General features: G+C 71.5%; 16 protein-coding genes. 7 read left to right on the plus strand and 9 right to left on the minus strand.

Translation table 11 applies throughout. The features are described from left to right. Positions 1-169 precede the first annotated feature (169 nt). Genes ACTWJ8_RS03065 through ACTWJ8_RS03075 form a run of 3 tightly spaced genes read left to right on the plus strand, consistent with a single transcriptional unit; the run spans position 170 to position 3,136 of the window. On the plus strand, positions 170-703 hold the full coding sequence (locus ACTWJ8_RS03065; protein ID WP_443262768.1) for a pep a2: 534 nt from the start codon (positions 170-172) through the stop codon (positions 701-703). Beyond that, positions 700-2,787, plus strand: a complete 2,088-nt coding sequence (gene glgX, locus ACTWJ8_RS03070; protein WP_443262769.1) for a glycogen debranching protein GlgX — start codon at positions 700-702, stop codon at positions 2,785-2,787. Before ACTWJ8_RS03065 ends, glgX begins: the two co-directional genes overlap by 4 nt. Before the next feature lie 22 nt (positions 2,788-2,809). Then, the gene (locus ACTWJ8_RS03075) at positions 2,810-3,136 is read left to right on the plus strand and encodes a plasmid stabilization protein (RefSeq protein WP_356379780.1); all 327 of its coding nucleotides are present in this window, start codon (positions 2,810-2,812) and stop codon (positions 3,134-3,136) included. Between the two features lie 13 nt (positions 3,137-3,149). On the opposite strand, the gene ACTWJ8_RS03080 is transcribed toward ACTWJ8_RS03075, so the two are convergent. Together ACTWJ8_RS03080 and ACTWJ8_RS03085 are read right to left on the minus strand one after the other, a co-directional pair. After that, positions 3,150-4,286 (minus strand): LCP family protein, encoded by a 1,137-nt coding sequence (locus ACTWJ8_RS03080; RefSeq protein WP_443262770.1) that lies wholly within the window; start codon positions 4,284-4,286, stop codon positions 3,150-3,152. Positions 4,287-4,364: 78 nt separating this feature from the next. Next, entirely contained in the window at positions 4,365-4,919 is a 555-nt protein-coding gene (locus ACTWJ8_RS03085; RefSeq protein WP_356379786.1) for a transglycosylase SLT domain-containing protein, read from the minus strand. A 477-nt stretch (positions 4,920-5,396) separates the two neighbouring features. Between ACTWJ8_RS03085 and ACTWJ8_RS03090 the strand changes: the two genes are divergently transcribed. Next, positions 5,397-6,809: an FG-GAP-like repeat-containing protein gene (locus ACTWJ8_RS03090; RefSeq protein WP_443264791.1), complete on the plus strand. Its 1,413-nt coding sequence runs from the start codon at positions 5,397-5,399 to the stop codon at positions 6,807-6,809. A 423-nt stretch (positions 6,810-7,232) separates the two neighbouring features. Here ACTWJ8_RS03090 and ACTWJ8_RS03095 read toward each other — a convergent pair whose 3' ends face one another. From ACTWJ8_RS03095 to ACTWJ8_RS03110, 4 genes are all read right to left on the minus strand, one after another. Further along, positions 7,233-8,588, minus strand: a complete 1,356-nt coding sequence (locus tag ACTWJ8_RS03095) for an aspartate aminotransferase family protein (RefSeq protein WP_443262771.1) — start codon at positions 8,586-8,588, stop codon at positions 7,233-7,235. A gap of 50 nt (positions 8,589-8,638) precedes the next feature. Next, on the minus strand, positions 8,639-9,742 hold the full coding sequence (locus ACTWJ8_RS03100) for a phosphotransferase (protein WP_443262772.1): 1,104 nt from the start codon (positions 9,740-9,742) through the stop codon (positions 8,639-8,641). A gap of 139 nt (positions 9,743-9,881) precedes the next feature. Beyond that, entirely contained in the window at positions 9,882-10,823 is a 942-nt protein-coding gene (locus tag ACTWJ8_RS03105) for an SDR family NAD(P)-dependent oxidoreductase (RefSeq protein WP_443262773.1), read from the minus strand. A 155-nt stretch (positions 10,824-10,978) separates the two neighbouring features. Next, complete coding sequence (locus ACTWJ8_RS03110) at positions 10,979-12,406, minus strand: amino acid permease (RefSeq protein ID WP_443262774.1); 1,428 nt, start codon at positions 12,404-12,406, stop codon at positions 10,979-10,981. Between the two features lie 135 nt (positions 12,407-12,541). On the opposite strand from ACTWJ8_RS03110, the gene ACTWJ8_RS03115 reads away from it, so the two are divergent. Next, positions 12,542-13,375: an IclR family transcriptional regulator gene (locus ACTWJ8_RS03115; protein ID WP_443264793.1), complete on the plus strand. Its 834-nt coding sequence runs from the start codon at positions 12,542-12,544 to the stop codon at positions 13,373-13,375. 19 nt (positions 13,376-13,394) lie between these two features. On the opposite strand, the gene hutC is transcribed toward ACTWJ8_RS03115, so the two are convergent. Beyond that, entirely contained in the window at positions 13,395-14,150 is a 756-nt protein-coding gene (hutC, locus tag ACTWJ8_RS03120; RefSeq protein ID WP_356379801.1) for a histidine utilization repressor, read from the minus strand. Positions 14,151-14,389: 239 nt separating this feature from the next. Between hutC and hutU the strand changes: the two genes are divergently transcribed. Continuing rightward, positions 14,390-16,069 carry a urocanate hydratase gene (gene hutU / locus ACTWJ8_RS03125; protein WP_443262775.1) on the plus strand — a complete coding sequence of 560 codons (1,680 nt, stop codon included), beginning with the start codon at positions 14,390-14,392 and terminating at the stop codon, positions 16,067-16,069. After that, complete coding sequence (hutG, locus tag ACTWJ8_RS03130) at positions 16,066-17,016, plus strand: formimidoylglutamase (RefSeq protein WP_443262776.1); 951 nt, start codon at positions 16,066-16,068, stop codon at positions 17,014-17,016. The genes hutU and hutG overlap by 4 nt, the downstream gene beginning before the upstream one ends. 78 nt (positions 17,017-17,094) lie before the next feature. On the opposite strand, the gene ACTWJ8_RS03135 is transcribed toward hutG, so the two are convergent. Both ACTWJ8_RS03135 and ACTWJ8_RS03140 read right to left on the minus strand, forming a co-directional pair. Beyond that, positions 17,095-17,964: an alpha/beta fold hydrolase gene (locus ACTWJ8_RS03135; RefSeq protein WP_443262777.1), complete on the minus strand. Its 870-nt coding sequence runs from the start codon at positions 17,962-17,964 to the stop codon at positions 17,095-17,097. Between the two features lie 88 nt (positions 17,965-18,052). Next, a complete protein-coding gene (locus ACTWJ8_RS03140) occupies positions 18,053-18,439 on the minus strand; it encodes a nuclear transport factor 2 family protein (protein WP_443262778.1) in 387 nt (128 codons plus the stop codon). Positions 18,440-18,443 lie beyond the last annotated feature (4 nt).

An 18,443-nucleotide genomic window follows, 5' to 3' on the forward strand; every position in this document is an offset into this window, starting at 1 on the left:
GATCCGTCCTGTTGAACCGACGGTCACCGGCCGCTCACGCTCGGGTTGCACGAATGGAGTACGGAGCACAGGCTGATGGTGACTCTCGAGCGACCGATGCTCACGGCCCCTGCCGCACGGCTCCGCCGAGTCCGGCAGGCCGCGAGCGTCGCGGTGAGGAGCAGGAACCATGCACCAGGCAACGCCCAGCTACTACCACATCGCTGTGGACCCGATCCCCGAACGGGTCGGCCAGGTCCAGCGCATCGTCGCCGCGCACACGCGCTACTGGGGCCTCGAAACGCTGACGCCCTCGGTGACCCGCGGCCTCGGTCTGCTGCTCGAACTCGCCGTACGGGGTCGTCCCGACGCCCGTATCGAGGTCGAGGCGTGGTGGAACGGGCAGCATCTGATCAGCGCCGTGTCGTACGAGGACGCGGCCACCGGTACCTCCCAGGAGCTGTCGCGGCGCTGCTCGACGCAGCTCGCGGCGATGAGCGACGGGTGGGGCAGCTGCACCCAGGACGCCCGGCACATCGTCTGGTTCTCGCTGCGCAGCACGATCGGCGACCGCGAGGTGCGCGTGCCCATGTGTCCGGTCCCGGACGCGAGCGAGGCGCTCCAGGTGCCGCGCACGACGCTGCCGCACGCCGCGCCGGAGCCGACGACCGTCGCCGCGCCCGAGCCCGAGCCCGCGATCGTCGACACGGCCGCCGCCTCGTGACGGCACGGACCACCGCTGCCCCGGTCGGGGTGCACAGCGGTCGCCCGTATCCGTTGGGAGCGACGTACGACGGCCACGGCACGAACTTCGCCCTGTTCAGTGCCGTGGCCGAACGTGTGGACCTGATCCTCCTGGACGCCGACGGCACCGAGCGCACGGTGCCGCTGCCGGAGGTGTACGGCTCGGTGTGGCACGGCTACGTGCCGGATGTCGGCCCGCCGCAGCAGTACGGGTACCGCATCCACGGCCCGTGGGAGCCGGCGTCGGGTCACCGGTGCGATCCGGAGGCGTTCCTCCTCGACCCGTACGCCAAGGCGGTCCACGACCGCTCGGGCGAGGGCGGTGTCGACGGCAAGGGACTGTGCTCGGTGGTCGTCGACCCGGACTTCGACTGGTCGGGCGACACACCACCGGATCACGCCTACGCGGACTCCGTGGTCTACGAGACACATGTGCGCGGCCTGACCGCGCGACACCCCGGGGTGCCGGAGGAACTACGGGGCACCTACGCGGGCCTGGCCACGCCGGCGGTCCTCGAGCATCTGACCGCGCTGAACGTGACGGCGGTCGAGCTGCTGCCGGTGCACCAGTTCGTGCAGGACGGCTTCCTGCGGGACCGAGGGCTGTCCAACTACTGGGGCTACAACACCATCGGCTTCTTCGCGCCGCACCACGCGTACGCCGCCCACGGCACGCTCGGCGAGCAGGTCACCGAGTTCAAGAGCATGGTGAAGGCGCTGCACGCGGCCGGCCTCGAAGTCATCCTCGACGTCGTCTACAACCACACGGCGGAGGGCAACGAGAACGGTCCCACCATCTCGTTCCGCGGCATCGACAACGCGTCGTACTACCGCCTCGACGACCACGACTTCAGCCGCTACTACGACACCACGGGCACCGGCAACAGCCTGCTGATGCGGCACCCGAACGTGCTCCAGCTGCTGATGGACTCGCTGCGGTACTGGGTCACCGAGTGTCATGTCGACGGCTTCCGCTTCGACCTGGCGGCCACCCTCGCCCGGCAGTTCCACGAGGTGGACCGGCTGTCCGCCTTCTTCGACCTCATCCAGCAGGACCCCGTGGTCAGCCGCGTGAAGCTGATCGCCGAGCCGTGGGACCTCGGCGAGGGCGGCTACCAGGTGGGCAACTTCCCGCCGCTGTGGTCGGAGTGGAACGGCAAGTACCGGGACTGCGTCCGTGATGTGTGGCGGGCCAGGGAGGGGACGCTGGCCGAGTTCGCGTCCCGGCTCACCGGCTCCTCCGACCTGTACCAGCACGACCGGCGCAGGCCGCGGGCGAGCGTCAACTTCGTCACCGCGCACGACGGGTTCACGCTGCGCGACCTCGTCTCGTACAACCACAAGCACAACGAGGACAACCGCGAACGCAACCGGGACGGCACGGACGACAACCGGTCCTGGAACTGCGGCGCCGAAGGACCCACCGACGACCCCGGTGTGCTCGCACTGCGCGGCAGGCAGCAGCGCAATCTGCTGGCCACCCTGCTGCTGTCGCAGGGCATTCCGATGCTGAGCCACGGCGACGAACTGGGCCGCACGCAGCGCGGCAACAACAACGCCTACTGCCAGGACAACGAGCTGTCGTGGGTCGACTGGGACCTCGACGACGAGCGGGCCGCCCTGCTGGCCTTCACCCGCGAGCTCGTCGCGCTGCGGGCCACCCACCCGGTGCTGCGCCAGCGCCGCTTCTTCCGCGGCGAGGCCCCGTCCGGCGGCGAGCACGACCTGCCGGACCTGGTGTGGCTGCGGCCCGACGCGGCGCCGATGACACCGGACGACTGGAACCGGCCCGACGCGCACACCTTGGGGGCCTTCCTCAACGGCCAGGCCATCGCGGCGCGCAGCACCTGCGGCGAGCGGGTCGTCGACGACTCGTTCCTGCTGCTCTTCAACTTCTACTGGGACGCGGTGGAGTTCCGACTCCCCGACACCTCGTACGGCACCCGCTGGACGACCCGTGTCGACACGGCGGAGCCCGACGGTGCGCCGGACGAGTCCGAGTACAAGGCCGAGGCGACCGTGCGTCTGGAGGCGCACTCCCTGGTCGTCCTCTCCCACCCCTGAATCCCCCATCGAAGGAGACACCATGCCTCAGGGTTCCAGCTCCAAGCGCGAGCGCCAGTACGAGCACGTCAAGAAGAGCGCGGAGCAGCGCGGCGAGTCGAAGGGCCGGGCGAAGGAGATCGCCGCGCGGACGGTGAACAAGGAACGGGCGCGCTCCGGCGAGTCGAAGTCGGCGAGCAAGACGTCGACGCAGGACAAGAAGTCCGCGTCGCAGCGCGGCGGCGAGCGGTCCCACAAGGGGGCCCAGGGGCCGACGAAGGACCAGCTCTACGAGGAGGCCAAGAAGAAGAACATCGACGGCCGTTCCTCGATGAACAAGCAGGAGCTGCGCAAGGCCCTGGGCCGCTGACCGCCGGGAGCCGTCAGGCCCCGGCCCCCACCACCGGCGAGTCGGTGCGGTCGCCGACCGAACCGTGCGTCGCCTTCTCGGGGATCGGCCGGTCGTGCCGCAGCGCCGTCCACACGTGCTGCGACGCCTTCTCGATGGGCAGGACGCGGCCGGCGTCCTGCGCGTCGTAGGTGACGGGCAGTGTCACCATGGTGGTGCGGTCGGGGCTGATGCCCTTCAACTCCTGGCCCAGGCTGAGGAGTTTGTCGGCGGACGCCAGGTCGGAGTCGGCGCTGATGCTCTTGGTGGCGGTGTCGGCGAGCGCGTAGGACTTGCTGGGGCTGCCCAGCGGGTCGACGGTCTCGACGCGGTGGATCAGCGCCTTGATGAAGGCCTGCTGAAGCTGGATGCGGCCGAGGTCGCTGCCGTCGCCGACGCCGTGCCGGGTGCGGACGAGCGCGAGGGCGTCCTTGCCCTTCAGGCGGTGCTTTCCTGCGTCCAGGGACAGTCCGCTGTTGGTGTCGTGGATGGCGGTGCGGGCGGTGATGTCCACGCCGCCGAGCTCGCCGATGAGCTTCTGGAAGCCCTTGAAGTCGACTTCCAGATAGTGGTCCATGCGGACGCCCGACATCTTCTCGACCGTCTTCATGGTGCAGGCGGGCCCGCCGACGGCGTACGAGGAGTTGAACACGGCGTCGTGGGCCGCGGGGGCGCTGCCGCTGGAGGTCTTGCAGGCGGGCCGGTCGACGACGGTGTCGCGGGGGATGCTGACGACGGAGGCCTTCTTGTGGCTCTTGTCGACGTGCAGGACCATCGCCGTGTCGGCGCGGGCGCCGAGGACGCCTGAGCCGTACTCGCCGTGGGTGCCCTTCCGGGAGTCCGAGCCGAGCAGCAGGATGTTCATCGCGCCGTCGTGCCGGTCGTGCGGCCGGTTCTTGCCGAGGGCGGAGTCCACGTCGGTGCCCTCGATGTTGCCGTTGAGGTGCTGCCAGGCGTAGGCCACGCCGCCGCCTCCGACCAGGGTCAGGCCCAGGGCACCGCCCGCGATCCAGCGCAGGGCGCGCTTGCGCTTGCGGTGCTTGGAGCGGCGCAGGCGTGCGGGGCCGTAGGCGGGCACCACGGGCGGGTCGTCCGGGTGTGCCTGGGGCTCGTTCCCGCTGTCGTGCGGCATGGAGGGGGCCTTCCTTGGTACTGCGGTACTGCGGTACTACGTGGTGCGTGTCGGGGCGCCGGGTGTGCGGCGGGCGCCTCAGTACGCGGAGTCGACGTTGTCGATGGAGCCGTAGCGGTCGGCGGCGTAGTTGGCGGCAGCGGTGATGTTGGCGACCGGGTCGGTGATGTTGTGGGACGTGCCGGCCACGTGGTACGTGTCGAACGTGGGCTGGATCACCTGGAGCAGGCCCTTGGACGGGACGCCGTTCTGGGCGTTGATGTCCCAGCCGTTCTCGGCGTTCGGGTTGCCGGAGGACTCGCGCATGATGTTGCGGTGCAGGCCCTCGTAGGAGCCGGGGATGCCCTTGGCCTTCATGATGTCGAGGGACTCGCGGATCCAGCCGTCGAGGTTGTTCGGGTAGCTCTTGGCGGTCTTGGCGGCGGGGGCCTTGGGGGCCTCGGCCTTCGGCTTGGCGGCGGCGGCCGCCGCGGCGGGCTTGCTGTCGGCGGCGAGGCGCTCGGAGGCGTGCGCCTGCGTGGGCACCAGGGTCAGGGCGGCGGCGATGGCGCCGGTCGCGGCGATGCCGGTGACGGACATCTTGCGGAGGCGGAGGGTGCGGTCGGTGCTCGCCGGCGTCTGGACAAACAGCATGAGGGTGACTCTCCAAGCGGGGGTACGGCGCGAAGCGCGTCGTGGGGGCGAGCCGGGGTCGGTGCGTTCCGGACCCTTCCGGCCTGCCGGGGACTCAATCAGGGGTAACGGCGGCGGTCGGCGGGACGCAAAGGTGTGACGTACTACCCGACTACGCAGGTCCGGCGGATCGGACACTTCGGACAGGAGGTCGGTGCGACGCGGGCTGGCCGTCGACCCGGACCTGGGCACCTACTACCGCGCTTCGCATGTGCCGTGGCTCATATGGGTGGCCTCACAGCCCGAGACCCCTTCGGGTGGTTTGGACCACTTCGTCGCCCCGGCCTCCGTGGGGCGTTCACATGTCCTTTACTCCGGCGTGGACAACCGGTCACATGCCTCAGAGGTCTGCTGTGATGACGATGCGCCGGATCACGCGGGGAAACCCCGCGCATCGGGCACCACGGCGACAGGACAACGGGAGTGTGTGTGAACGGCATGAGACGGCAACGGCTGCTCGCGGCGTGCGCGACGGCGCTGGCGGTGACGGGCGGCGTCCTGCTGGCCGCCCCGGCGCAGGCCGAGACGCGGGCGGCGGCCGCCCCGGCGGGCGACTTCGACGGCGACGGCTTCGGTGACCTCGCGGTGGGCGCCCCCGAGGGCACGATCGCCGGGTTCGCGAAGGCGGGCTACGTGTCGGTGGCGTACGGCACCGCGCAGGGTGTGCGGACCACGCGGCACAAGGGCATCACGCAGCGCACGGCGGGCATCCCCGGCACGCCGGAGGCGGGCGACCGGTTCGGTTCGGCCGAGGCCGTCGGCGACGTGGACGGGGACGGGTACGCGGACCTGGTCATCGGCGCGGGCGGCGAGGCCATCGGCTCGGTGAAGGGGGCCGGCTCGGTCACCGTCGTCTTCGGCGCGAAGGGCGGGCTGAGCGCGGACGCGATCGCCTTCAACGCGCCCACGCCGACGGCCCGGCAGGGCTTCGGCGACAAGCTGGCCGTCGGCGACTTCGACCACGACGGCCGCGACGACATCGCGGTGGCGGCCGGGACGAAGGTGTACGTGGTGAAGGGGGCCACCAAGCTGCGTGACACCCCGAAGCCGGCCATCAAGTCGCTCACCCCGCCCGGCGGCGGCGCGGGAACCGGGCGGATCGCCGCGGGCGACGTCAACGGCGACGGCTACACCGACCTCGCCACCGTCGCCTACATGGACGATCCGGCGGACGAGGGCACGCTCGGCGTCCTGGCGGGCTCGGCGAAGGGTCTCACCGGGTCGACGCTCGGCAAGACGGGGCTGCCGTTCGCGGGCTACACCCTCGTCTCCGGTGATGTCACCGGGGACGGCAAGGCGGACATCGTCGTGGACACCACGGCGGAGGACGGGCCCGACGACTTCCTGATGCGGATGTTCCCGGGCACGGCCTCGGGCCTCGGGTCCGGCGTCGCGTACGGCGGCGAGGCGCATCCCGGCCGCGCCGGTGTCCTCGCCGACCTGGACGGGGACGGCCACGCCGACCTCGTCACGTCCGACACCACGGCCCCCGACCCGGACGGCTTCAACAACGCCGGCTCGGTCACGGTCGTCCCCGGCGCCGACTCCGGCCTCGACGCGTCCGGCGCCCGCACCATCACCCTGGCCACGCCGGGCGTCACCGGAGCCAGCGAGGGCAACGACCTCTTCGGCTCGGCGGTGGCCGCGGGCGACTACGACGGCGACGGCACGGCCGACCTCACGGTGGGCGCCCCCGGCAAGTACCTCGGCACGGGCGCGGTGAGCGTCATCCCCGGCACTCCCGACGGCCCGACGGGCAAGGGCTCCATCCTCTTCAACCCGGAGAGCATGGACCACCCGTCGGTGAAGGCACGCTTCGGCTCGGCGCTGGGGGCGACGACGCAGCGCTGAACCCTCGCCGAGGCCCCGGCCCTCAGGGTGTCGGGCCTCGGCGAGCGACAGGCTGTTGCCGTCGGGGTCGAGGACGACGACGTGGCGCACGCCGTTGCCGTACGTCTCGACCGGCTCGTGGGGCACGCCGTGCGCGGCGAGCCGGTCCAGGACGGCGTCGAGGCCGGTCACCCCGAGCGTGACCATGGCGCCGCCCACCCGCTCGGCGCGCACGTTCCGGTCGTCGACGACGATCCACGCGTTCTCGCCGAGCCGCCACAGGCGCTCGTCGCCGATGGTCTCGTCGGCGGGGCGCCCGAAGAACACCTCGTACCACTCCAGCGCCTTGGTCCGGTCGCTCACGCACATGACGCTGTACAGGTCCATGTGTCCCACTCCTCCGGGTCGGCTCCCGCAAGGGTGGACCGGCTCCCGGAGCGGAACTCATCGGGCGGTGTGGGTGAGGACCTCGTCCAGCGTCGCCAGCAGGCGGTCCGCGTCGTTCTCCGTGAAGACCAGCGGCGGGCGGATCTTCAGGACGTTGCCGTGGGTGCCGGTCGCCGAGATCAGGATCCTGCGCTCGCGGAGGCCGTTCACCACCGCCGTGGTGAGCGGCTGGTCCGGGGACTTGGTGGTGTGGTCGGTGACCAGTTCCACTCCGGCGTAGAGGCCTGCGCCGCGGACGTCGCCGATGGCGGGGTGGCGGGTGGCCAGGTCCGCGAGGCCTGCGCGGAGGGTTTCGCCGACGCGGTGGGAGTTGGCGAGCAGGTTCTCGTCGCGGATGACGTCGAAGGTGGCCTGGGCGGCGGCGATGGCGACCGTGTTGCCGCCGAAGGTGTTGAAGTACCGCATGTCGTGACCGAATTCGGCGACGGCGTCGTGGGTGACGGCGAGGCCCGCGACCGGGTAGCCGTTGCCCATCGGCTTGCCCATGGTGACGATGTCGGGGTGCACGTCGTGGCGCTGGTGTCCCCACATGCGCTCCCCCGACCGCGCGAACCCGCACTGCACCTCGTCGGCGATGAAGAGCCCGCCCGCCTCCTGCACCGCCTTGACGGCCGGTCCGAGCAGGTCGGTCGGCTGCGCGTACAGGCCGTCGGAGCTGAACAGCGAGTCGACGATGAACGCCGCGACACCCACGCCGTGGCGCTCCAACTCCCGTATCTGCTCGCGGACATGGGCGGCGAACCACTCCGCCATGCCTTCCTGCGGGATGCGGTACGAGTCCGGTGTCGGCACGCGACGCACCCACGTTCCGAGTGAGGCGTTCTCACCGAGCGCCGGTGAGATGCCCGCGATCTGGTCCGAGTTGCCGTGGTAGGCCTCGGAGGTGACGATCACGCCCTCGTTGCCGGTGCGGTACTTCGCGATGCGCAGCGCCAGGTCGTTGGCCTCGGAACCGGTGCAGGTGAACATGGCGTGGCCGTCCCCCACTGGCCCTTCGAGGGTGGCCAGCAGGTCCTCGGCGTAGTCCAGGATGCCGTCCTGGAGGTAACGGGTGTGGGTGCACAGCGTCTGCATCTGGCGGTGCACGGCCTCGACGACGCGCGGGTGGGCGTGGCCGACGGACACCACGTTGTTGTAGGCGTCGAGGTACTCGTTGCCCTCGTCGTCCCAGAGCCGGCAGCCCTCGCCGCGCACGATGTGCAGGGGCTGCTGGTAGAAGAGGCGATAGGCGGGACCGAGCAACTTCTCGCGGCGCTCCACCAGTTCACGGGAGGCCGGCGAGAGCCCCTCGGCCGTATTGGGGTCGAACGCGTTGTTCATCTTGCCGCGGGACTTGGTCTCAGGGGTGGTCATTCACATCATCCTCGGGTGCGGGCGGACCTGCTGCGGTGTGTCGGACGGCTTCAGAGGAACGTGGCCGAGAGGGCGTCGGGACTTCGAGCCAGGAACCACGCCAACTGACCCCAGCCCGGCTCGGTGTTGCGCAGGATGTACGTCGTGTTCCCGGGGATCAGCGACGCCCGGTGCAGGGTGATGAGCGCGCGGGCGACCACCCGGCCCATCACGAGGTGCGGCAGCAACGCCCGTTCCGTGTCGGTGAGGTCGGCGTGCCGCAGGTATCCGCGCAGGACGTCCCGGGCCTCGGCGAACAGGTCCGGCACGGGCCGCGTCGCGGCGTCGCGCGGGAGCTGGTTGAGCAGCGCGGTGGCCACGTCGACCGCGATCGCGGTGTGCACGGCGTCGCCGAAGTCGATGACGCCGGTGACGAATGCGGGGTCGTCGTGGTCGACGAGGAGGTTCGAGGTGCTGAAGTCGTTGTGCAGCACGTGGGTGCGCAACGACGGCAACCGGGGCACGACCACGTTCTCGTAGCGGTCAAGACCTGCGGCCAGTGCCTCGCGCTGTGCGATGTCGGGGACCTCGCGCAGGAGGGGGCGCAGTACGGGGAGGTGGCGGACGTCCCACGCGCACAGCCGGTCGTCCGCCGGATGCCGGAACCCGGCGGTGGCGTGCCGCAGGTGGGCCAGCATCTCGCCGATGCGTTCCCGTTCGGGTCCTGACGTGCCGGTGGTGTCGAGCGGGGTGCCCGCGGCGAACGTCATGAGGCGCGCCAGCCGGTGCCGCCCGCCACCGTCCCGTACGGGCACGAGGAAGCGGCCGTCGGTCGACGGCAGCAGTTCGGGGACCGGCACCCGGCGCGCGGTCTCGCGCACGTGCCGCATCAGCTCGGTCTCGAAGTCGACCTCGGCGTCCGCCTCGTCGGGATGCGAGACCTTGACGACGTACGCCCGACCCCGCGCGGTCTCGAGGCGGAACGTGTCGTCCTTCTCCGTCGCGAGCCGGGTCGCGGCGACGGCGTCGAGGCCCCAGTGCCCGCGGGCCAGGGCGACCGCCTCGGCCTCGTCCAGGACCGTGTGGGCCGCGGCGAGGCGCCCGCTCCCGAGGCCGAGCCGGTCGAGCGTCACCGCGGGCGCGGCCTCGACCTGCCGGGCAACAGCGTCCGTCATGCCACCGTCCTTCCCCGGTGCGCGGGCCACCGGTGATCTCCGTAATGACGTACCTGACGTGCCTCTCACGATGGTGCTCGGTGCTTCGTGCTCCCCGAAGGACTGCGCCGCCGCGCCCGTGTCAAAACATGCCGCACGGTCACCGGAAGCCGAGATCCGCGTCCACGCCCACGAGTTCCGCGCTCGCCGACCACAGCCGGTCGGCTACGCCCCGGTCCGCCATGTGCTCCGGCACCGGCTCGCGACGCGGCGCCCCTCGCAGCCCGAAGACCCGCGGCCCCCACAGCTCCCCGCCCCGTACGTCCGGGTCGAGGACCGCACGCACGACGGGCCGCGCTCCTGCCTCCTTGCCCTGGACGAGCAGCGCGGCGGGCAGTGCCCGCAGCCGTTCGCCGGGCGTGGTCACGGACACCGGCGGGCGCGAGGGCGTGAGGCCGTCCAGGGCGCCGCCGGGGTGGGCCACGACGCTGATCACCGTGCTGCCGGCGGCCCGCAGGCGGCGGTCGAGTGCGAAACCGAAGGTCATCTGGGCGAGTTTGGAGCGGCCGTAGGTGCGCTTGGGCCGGTAGTCGCGGGTGGACTGGAGGTCGGCGAGGTCGAGGCGTTCGGAGCGGGCCGCGAAGCTGCCCACGGTCACGACGCGGCCCACGGGCGCCGCGGTCAGCAGGGGCGCGAGCCATCGGGTCAGGGCGAAGTGCCCGAGGTGGTTGGTGCCGAACATCAGCTCGTGGCCGTCGCGGGTCTCGCGGCGCGGCGGGTCGTCGAGGGCGACTCCGGCGTTGTGGACGACGGCGTCGAGACGGCCGACCCCCAAGGCGTCCAGGGTGTCCACGGATGCCTTCAGGGACGACAGGTCGGCGAGGTCGAGCGGCAGGTGGCGCAGGCGCGCGCCGGACACGTGCGAACGGATCGATGCGATGGCGGTGTCCGCCTTGGCGCGGTCGCGGCTGCCGAGGAAGACGAGGGCGCCGGTGGTGGCGAGCTGTTCGGCGGTGAAGTAGCCGATCCCGGCGTTGCCTCCTGTCACCAGGAAGGTCCGGTCTTCGGCGGACGGTGGCCGGGCGGCGTTCCAGGACGTCATGGCGGCGGGCTCCTCGTGACGCGGGCGGCGTGCTCGCGAGGAGCACCGGTCCACCCACCATGGCAAGCGTTACCGACATGTCGCCGACAGGTCTCCGACGTACCGCGGCCCGGACCACTCGAGGTGGTCCGGGCCGTGAGCAGGGGGGGCCGGGGTCAGCTCGTGACCTCGGCGCGCTCCTGGTCGACGGCGTCGGCCTCGGCCGGCACGGACTGCGGGGCCGTGCCGGCCTTGCGGCGGATCGCCAGGGCGTAGACGGCGCCGAGCAGCACCAGCCAGGCCGCGCCGACCTCGAGGGCCACGCGGGTGTCCTCCTGGAAGCCGAGGAGGACGAGGACGGCGACCATGAAGACGAGCGTGATGATCTGCCCGTACGGCCAGAACGGGGCGGGGAACTTGAGGCCCGCGGCCTCCTCGGCCGACATCGAGCGGCGCGCCTTCACGTGCGTCAGCATGATCATCACCCACACGAAGACGGTCGCGAACGTGGCGATGGAGGAGATGATCAGGAAGATCTTGCCGGGCACGACGGCGTTCATGACGACACCGAAGAGCAGCGCGCCGACCATGACGAGGGTGGTCACCCAGGGCACGCCGTTGGAGGTCGTGCGCCGCATGGCGGCCGGGCCGTGGCCGCGCTCGGCGAGACCGTACATGGTGCGGCCCGCGGCGAAGATGTCGCTGTTGATGGCCGACAGGGCGGCGGTCAGGACGACGAGGTTGAGGACGGCGGCCGCGGACTTCAGGCCCACCCCGGCGAAGATCTGCACGAACGGGCTGCCGGAGTCGTCGATCTGCTGCCAGGGCGTGATCGACATGATGACGCCGAGCGTCAGGACGTAGAACAGGATGATGCGCAGCGGGATGGAGTTGACCGCGCCAGGGATCGTCTTCTCCGGGGACTGCGCCTCGCCGGCCGTGACGCCGATGATCTCCGTGCCGCCGAAGGCGAACATCACGACGGCGAAGGAGAGAACGAAGCCGTCGATGCCCCCGGCGAAGAAGCCGCCGTGGCTCCACAGGTTGTCCAGGCCGACGTGGACGTGTCCGCTGCCGAGGCCGAACGCGATGACCGCGATGCCGACGAGGATCATCGCGACGATGGCGACGATCTTGACGAGGGAGAGCCAGAACTCCAGCTCGCCGAAGACCTTCACACTGACCAGGTTGAGCGCGCCGACGATGACGACGGCGGCGAGCACCCAGATCCAGCGGGGCACGTCGGGGAACCAGAAGCCCATGTAGACGCCGATGGCGGTGACGTCGGCGACCGCCACGATGACCATTTCGAAGGCGTACGTCCAGCCGGTGACGAACCCGGCGAGCGGGCCCAGATATCGGTTCGCGTACTCGCCGAACGAGCCGGCGGTGGGCGAGGCCACCGCCATCTCGCCCAGCGACCTGAGCACCAGGAAGACGGCGGCGCCGCCGATCAGATAGGCCAGCAGGACGGCGGGACCGCCCGCCTGTATGGACTCGGAGGAGCCGTAGAACAGCCCCGTGCCGATGGCTGAGCCGAGCGCGATGAAGCGGATGTGCCGTGAGTTGAGCCCTCGGCTCAGGCCGGCCTTTTCGGTACGCAAACGAGTGTCTCCCTCTTCGGGGTGGGGCCGGCGGACGTGCTGCAGAACGTGCGGTCCGGGCTCCCGACGACGAACGGCAGCCTGTATATTCCTGTCTATACAGGCCCGTCAAGAGGTGGTCCGATGACTGAGCGGATGAGCGCGCCGAAAACCGTCACGGCAACGGCGTCGAGTGCGTCGCCCGCCGTGGGACGAGCCCTGGACATGCTCCTGTACCTGGCCGGCCGACCCGGCCTGGTGCAAGCCGCCACTCTAGCCCGTGACCTGGGCATTCCACGGTCGACCGCCTACCACATCCTGACCGTCCTCACGGACCGCGGCTTCGTCACGTACGTGCCGTCGGAGCAGGCGTACGGGCTCGGTGTCTCCTCGTTCGAGGTGGGCTCCGCGTACCTGCGGCACGAACCCCTGGAGCGGCTGGCCCGGCCCGTGTTGCGCACCGTCGCGAGCCGCCTGGGCCAGCCCGTGCACCTCGGCATTCTGCACGGCGCGGAGACGGTCTATCTGCTCAAGGAGCGGCCCCCGGCCCGCTCCGGTGACATCGACATCGCACTTGTGACGGATGTCGGTGTCCGCCTTCCCGCCCATCTGACGGCCAACGGGCGCGCCGTCCTCGCGCACACCTCCGAGGCCCAGCTGCGGGCGTTGTTCCCGCGGCCCGGCGACCTCACCACCCGCACCGGACGCGGGCCGCGCTCCCTCGCCGAGCTGACGGCCGAGCTCGACCGGGACCGGGAGCGCGGCTGGTCGCAGGAGGTGGAGCTGGTGTCGCCCGGGTTCTGCTCGATGGGCACCGCGGCGTTCGACCACAACGGGCGGCCGGTCGCGGCGATCAGCACCACCTGGCGCCGCCATCACGGGCGGCACGACACGGAGTCGGTGCGCGAGGCGCTGGCACAGGGCGCGGCGCGGCTGACCGCGGCGCTGTCGGGCCACGCCCCGGCGACGGGCGGCGGGCGGGCCGCCTGAAACACCCAGGCCCGTGCCGTCAGTGCGTGGCGAAGGCGCCTTCGAGGCGGTAGCGGGTGCCGGGGTGCAGCAGCCGGGCGATGCTCACGAGGGCGTCCCGCGACCAGGTGCGGCGGTGGATCAGCAGGCACGGCTCCGCGGGGCCGATGTCGAGGATCGCGGCCTCGTCGGGCGAGGCGAGGACGGCCTCCACGATGTGCTCGCCGCGGCCGAGCGGCGCCACCTTCGACAGGAACGTGAAGGGTGTCTGGAGCGTGAAGTCCTGCTCCAGATAGCCGGGCGCGAACGCCGGATTGACGTACCGGTCCTCCAGCTGGAGCGGCACCCCGTCCTCGTAGTGCACGACCTGTGAGCGGAAGACCGGCTGTCCCTTGCCGAGGCCGAGGTGTGCGCCGGTCCGCTCGTCGGCACGCTCCTCGCCCAGGGACAGCACGCGGGCCGAGTAGCGGTGGCCGCGCGCGTGCACCTCGTCGGCGATGTTGTGGACTTCCAGGAGCGCCGAGCTGGCCTTCTGCTGGGCGACGAAGCTGCCGACGCCCATGACCCGGCGGATGACACCGTCCGCGGCGAGTTCGCGCAGCGCGCGGTTGACCGTCATGCGGGACAGGCCGAGCGCCTCCACGAACTGGCTCTCGGACGGCAGGGCGTCGTCCTCCCGCCAGTGCCCGTCCCTGATCTGCCGCTCGACGAGCTCCTTGACGCGCTGGTACGCGGGCACGGCGCCGCTCACGCCCTCCTCGTACCAGCGGGCCAGCTCCGCCGGGTCCACGGTCATGCCGCCCACCGTCCTCGCCATCGCTCCCCCGCTGCCTCCGACTGTCCAGGCCCGTGCTGCCGACCCGCTCCTGCCTGCGTCGATCCTATGGGAGCGGTGCCGCGCGCGGTCGGCCCCTCCGGCCCTCGCGGACACAGCCGTCTCGGATCCGAGAAATCCGGGCGGCCCCGCTGGTCCAGGGCCGCCCGCTGCCGTGTGATGACGGGGCACAACCGCTCGATCCCCTGAGGAGCACACACATGACCAGCCCTTCCCACGAAGCGCCGGGCGCCGTCCGGGCCCCGCGCGGCACCGAGCTGAACACCCTCGGGTGGCAGCAGGAGGGCGCGCTGCGGATGCTCATGAACAACCTCGACCCCGAGGTCGCCGAGCACCCCGAGGACCTCGTCGTCTACGGCGGCACCGGGAAGGCCGCGCGCAACCACGCGGCGTACGAGGCGATCGTGCGCACCCTGAAGACGCTGAAGGACGACGAGACCCTGCTCGTGCAGTCCGGAAAACCGGTCGGTGTCATGCGGACGAACGAGTGGGCTCCGCGCGTGCTGCTCGCGAACTCCAACCTCGTGGGCGACTGGGCCAACTGGGAGGACTTCCGCAAGCTGGAGGCCGAGGGCCTCATGATGTACGGGCAGATGACGGCCGGCTCGTGGATCTACATCGGCTCGCAGGGCATCCTCCAGGGCACCTACGAGACGTTCGGCGCGGTCGCCCGCAAGAAGTTCGACGGGACGCTCGCCGGAACCATCACGCTCACCGCGGGCATGGGCGGCATGGGTGGCGCCCAGCCGCTCGCCGTCACCATGAACGAGGGCGTCGCGATCTGCGTGGACGTCGACGAGACCCGCATCGACCGCCGCATCGGCACCCGCTACCTCGACGTCAAGGCCGACAACCTCGACCACGCCCTGGAGCTGGCGGTCCAGGCCCGCGACGAGCGCCGCGGCCTGTCCATCGGCGTCGTCGGCAACGCCGCCGAGGTCTTCCCCGAGCTCCTGGAGCGGGACGCGCCGATCGACATCGTCACCGACCAGACCTCGGCCCACGATCCCCTGGCGTACCTGCCGGTGGGTGTCTCGGTGGCGGACTGGCACAAGGAGCGCGAGGCGGACCCGGCCGGCTTCACCGAGCGGTCGCGGCAGTCGATGCGTCTGCACGTCGAGGCGATGGTGGGCTTCCTCGACAAGGGCGCCGAGGTCTTCGACTACGGCAACTCGATCCGCGACGAGGCCCGCAAGGCCGGTTACGAGCGGGCGTTCGCGTTCCCCGGCTTCGTTCCGGCGCACATCCGGCCGCTGTTCGAGGAGGGTCTCGGCCCGTTCCGCTGGGCGGCGCTGTCCGGCGACCCGAAGGACATCGCCGCCACCGACAAGGCGATCAAGGAGCTGTTCCCGGAGAACAAGCACCTGCACCGCTGGCTCGACATGGCCGGTGAGCGCGTCGCGTTCGAGGGTCTCCCGGCGCGCATCTGCTGGCTCGGCTACGGAGAACGGCACCTGGCGGGCCTCAAGTTCAACGAGATGGTCGCCAGCGGCGAGCTCTCTGCCCCCGTCGCCATCGGCCGCGACCACCTCGACTCGGGCTCGGTGGCCTCCCCCTACCGCGAGACGGAGTCGATGCTCGACGGTTCGGACGCGGTGGCCGACTGGCCGCTGCTCAACGCCCTGGTGAACACCTCGTCCGGTGCCTCCTGGGTCTCCATCCACCACGGTGGCGGCGTCGGCATGGGCCGCTCCATCCACGCCGGTCAGGTGTGCATCGCGGACGGCACCGAGCTGGCCGCCCGCAAGCTGGAGCGCGTGCTCACGAACGACCCCGGCATGGGTGTCATCCGGCACGTCGACGCCGGGTACGAGCACGCGTCGTCGGTCGCCAAGGAGCGTGGTGTGCGGGTGCCGATGGCGGAGGGCGACTCCGCGTGAGCACCCGTGCCGTCGTCCCGGCCAGGCTCTGGTCGGGCCGGGACGACGGGCCAGGAGCCGAGCACCTGCGCTGGCACCATGCCGTCGAACGGGACCCCGGGCTGATCGAACCGGGTGACATCGCGTTCGTCGGCTTCGCGAGCGACGCCGGTGTGCGCCGCAACAAGGGGCGGCCCGGCGCCGCCCAGGGCCCGGACGCGCTGCGCCGCGCGCTGGCGTCGATGGCGCTGCCGAGGCCGCTGCGGGCGTACGACGCCGGTGACGTGACGGTCGAGGGCGACGCGCTCGAGGACGGCCAGCGGCGCCTGGGCGACGCGGTCGCGCACCTCGTCGACGGGGGTCTGCGGGTGGTCGTCCTCGGTGGCGGCCATGAGGTGGCGTACGGCACGTACAGCGGTCTGGCGCGCACACGGGCCGTACGCGCCGGGGCCCGGCTCGGTGTCCTCAACCTCGACGCGCACTTCGACCTGCGCGACGACGCCCGGCCCAGCTCCGGCACGCCGTTCCTTCAGATGGCGCAAGGTGAACGGTCGCACGGCCGCGACCTCCACTACTGGGTGCTCGGCATCAGCCAACCCAGCAACACGGAGGCCCTGTTCCGCACGGCGGCGTCCCTCGGGGTGCGACACCTGGCCGACACCGAGTGCGGTGTGCTCGGCATGCGGCGGGTGGAGGAGTTCGTCGACGCGTTCCTCGACGGCTGCGACCTGGTGCACCTGACGATCGACCTCGACGTCCTGCCGGCGGCCACCGCGCCGGGTGTCAGCGCTCCGGCCGCGTACGGGGTGCCGGTGGAGGTCGTCGAGCGGGTGTGCGCGCGGGTCGCGGCGAGCGGGAAGCTCGTGGTGTGCGAAGTGGCCGAACTGAACCCGGAGTTCGACGTGGACACCCGCACGGCCCGCACGGCGGCCCGCCTGATCCACACCGCCACGACCACGTGGACCTGACACCACTCCCCCACTCCCCCTCCCCACGAACAAGCCGCCAGGCCGCCGGGCACGAGAGCCGCGGCCTGGCGGCTGCTCCTATGCGTCGACCGCCTCACGGACGAAGCGCCGCAGGTGGGCCCGTACAGCTTCGGGCCGTTCGAGCCACGGTTCGTGTCCGGCGGCCTCGATGCGCGTGAGCGGGACGTTGAGCCGGCGCGCGAGAGCCGCGAGGGCCGCCACGGGGCGCGGATCTTGGGCGCCGGCGAGGAGTTCGGTGCGGGCGGGCAGACACGCCCGCAGCTCGTCCAGGCGCGCATCGAGCGGGTCCGCGCGTCCGTCCGCGCCCAGTTCGGCGTTCATGGCCCAGTTGACTGGGCGACGTGTGCGGGCGGCGCGGGCGGCCCACTCCCGGCCGCGCTCGGCGTCGGCGTGGTCGGTGAACCACGAGAGCGTGAGCAGCTCGACCTCCTGGTCCACGGTGCGGTCGCCCACGGCCTCCAGCTCCCGGCGCCGCTCCTGCTGCGCAGCAGTCATGCGGCGGCTCCGCTCGGCCCGGTACCCCGTACGCCACTCCCCCACGTACGGACCGCACATGAGCAACGCGGCGGCAACCCGGTCGGGGTGTCTCAGGCAGAACCGGCTCGCGAGGTCGGCACCGTAGGAATGGCCGATCAGGACGGCCCGGGGTGCGTCCCAGGCGTCGAGCAGCTCGGCGAGATCGTCGACGTGCCGGGCGAGTGTGTGGCGGCCCTGCCAGACGGAGCGGCCCGTGCCCCGCTGGTCGTAGCGGTACACGGGCGCGAGGTCTCCGACCATGGCGGCGAGGTCACCGAGGTAGCCCGGCAGTCCTGGGCCGCCGTGGAGCAGGACGACGGGCGGCCGCCGGGCGGTGTCGCCGAGGGCGGTCCAGTGCAGTGCGGCCCCGTCACTCATCGGCGCCAGGCCCCGCGTCTCCTTGAAGGTCACCGTGGAGAAGGTACTCGTCGGCCGGCGTGCCACCAAGGTTCTGCACGCTCGTGCTCTGCGGCAGACGATCACCGTCCAGGACGTCTGGTCACATGCTGTCGGCCGGGACCGGCGTGGCCTGGTGGTAGTACATCCGCCATGGTGTGTTCGCGTCCTGCCTGCGCCAGAGCGAACTCCGCCGTGCCCGCCGCCCGTCCACCACCGTCTCGTACGTGAGGTGCACGAGGCCGGGTGCCAGCAGGACCCCGGTGATCTCTGTGGGCTCGTAGCGTGGGCCGCCCTCGACCGCACCGTCGAGTTCGGGCAGCGCGGCGAGCATGTCGTCATACGTCCACCGCCGCCCGGACGCACCCACCTCCACGAACTCCGGATCCAGCAGCTGTCCGGCGAGCGAGCGCGACGTGCGGACGTCGGGGTCCATGAGGCGCTTCTCGCCTGCGATCGCTTCGCGTACCTCATCGCTTCCCTGGCTCATGCGG

Origin of the sequence: Streptomyces sp. SDT5-1, from assembly GCF_052245995.1 — a bacterium.
Taxonomy (GTDB): domain Bacteria; phylum Actinomycetota; class Actinomycetes; order Streptomycetales; family Streptomycetaceae; genus Streptomyces.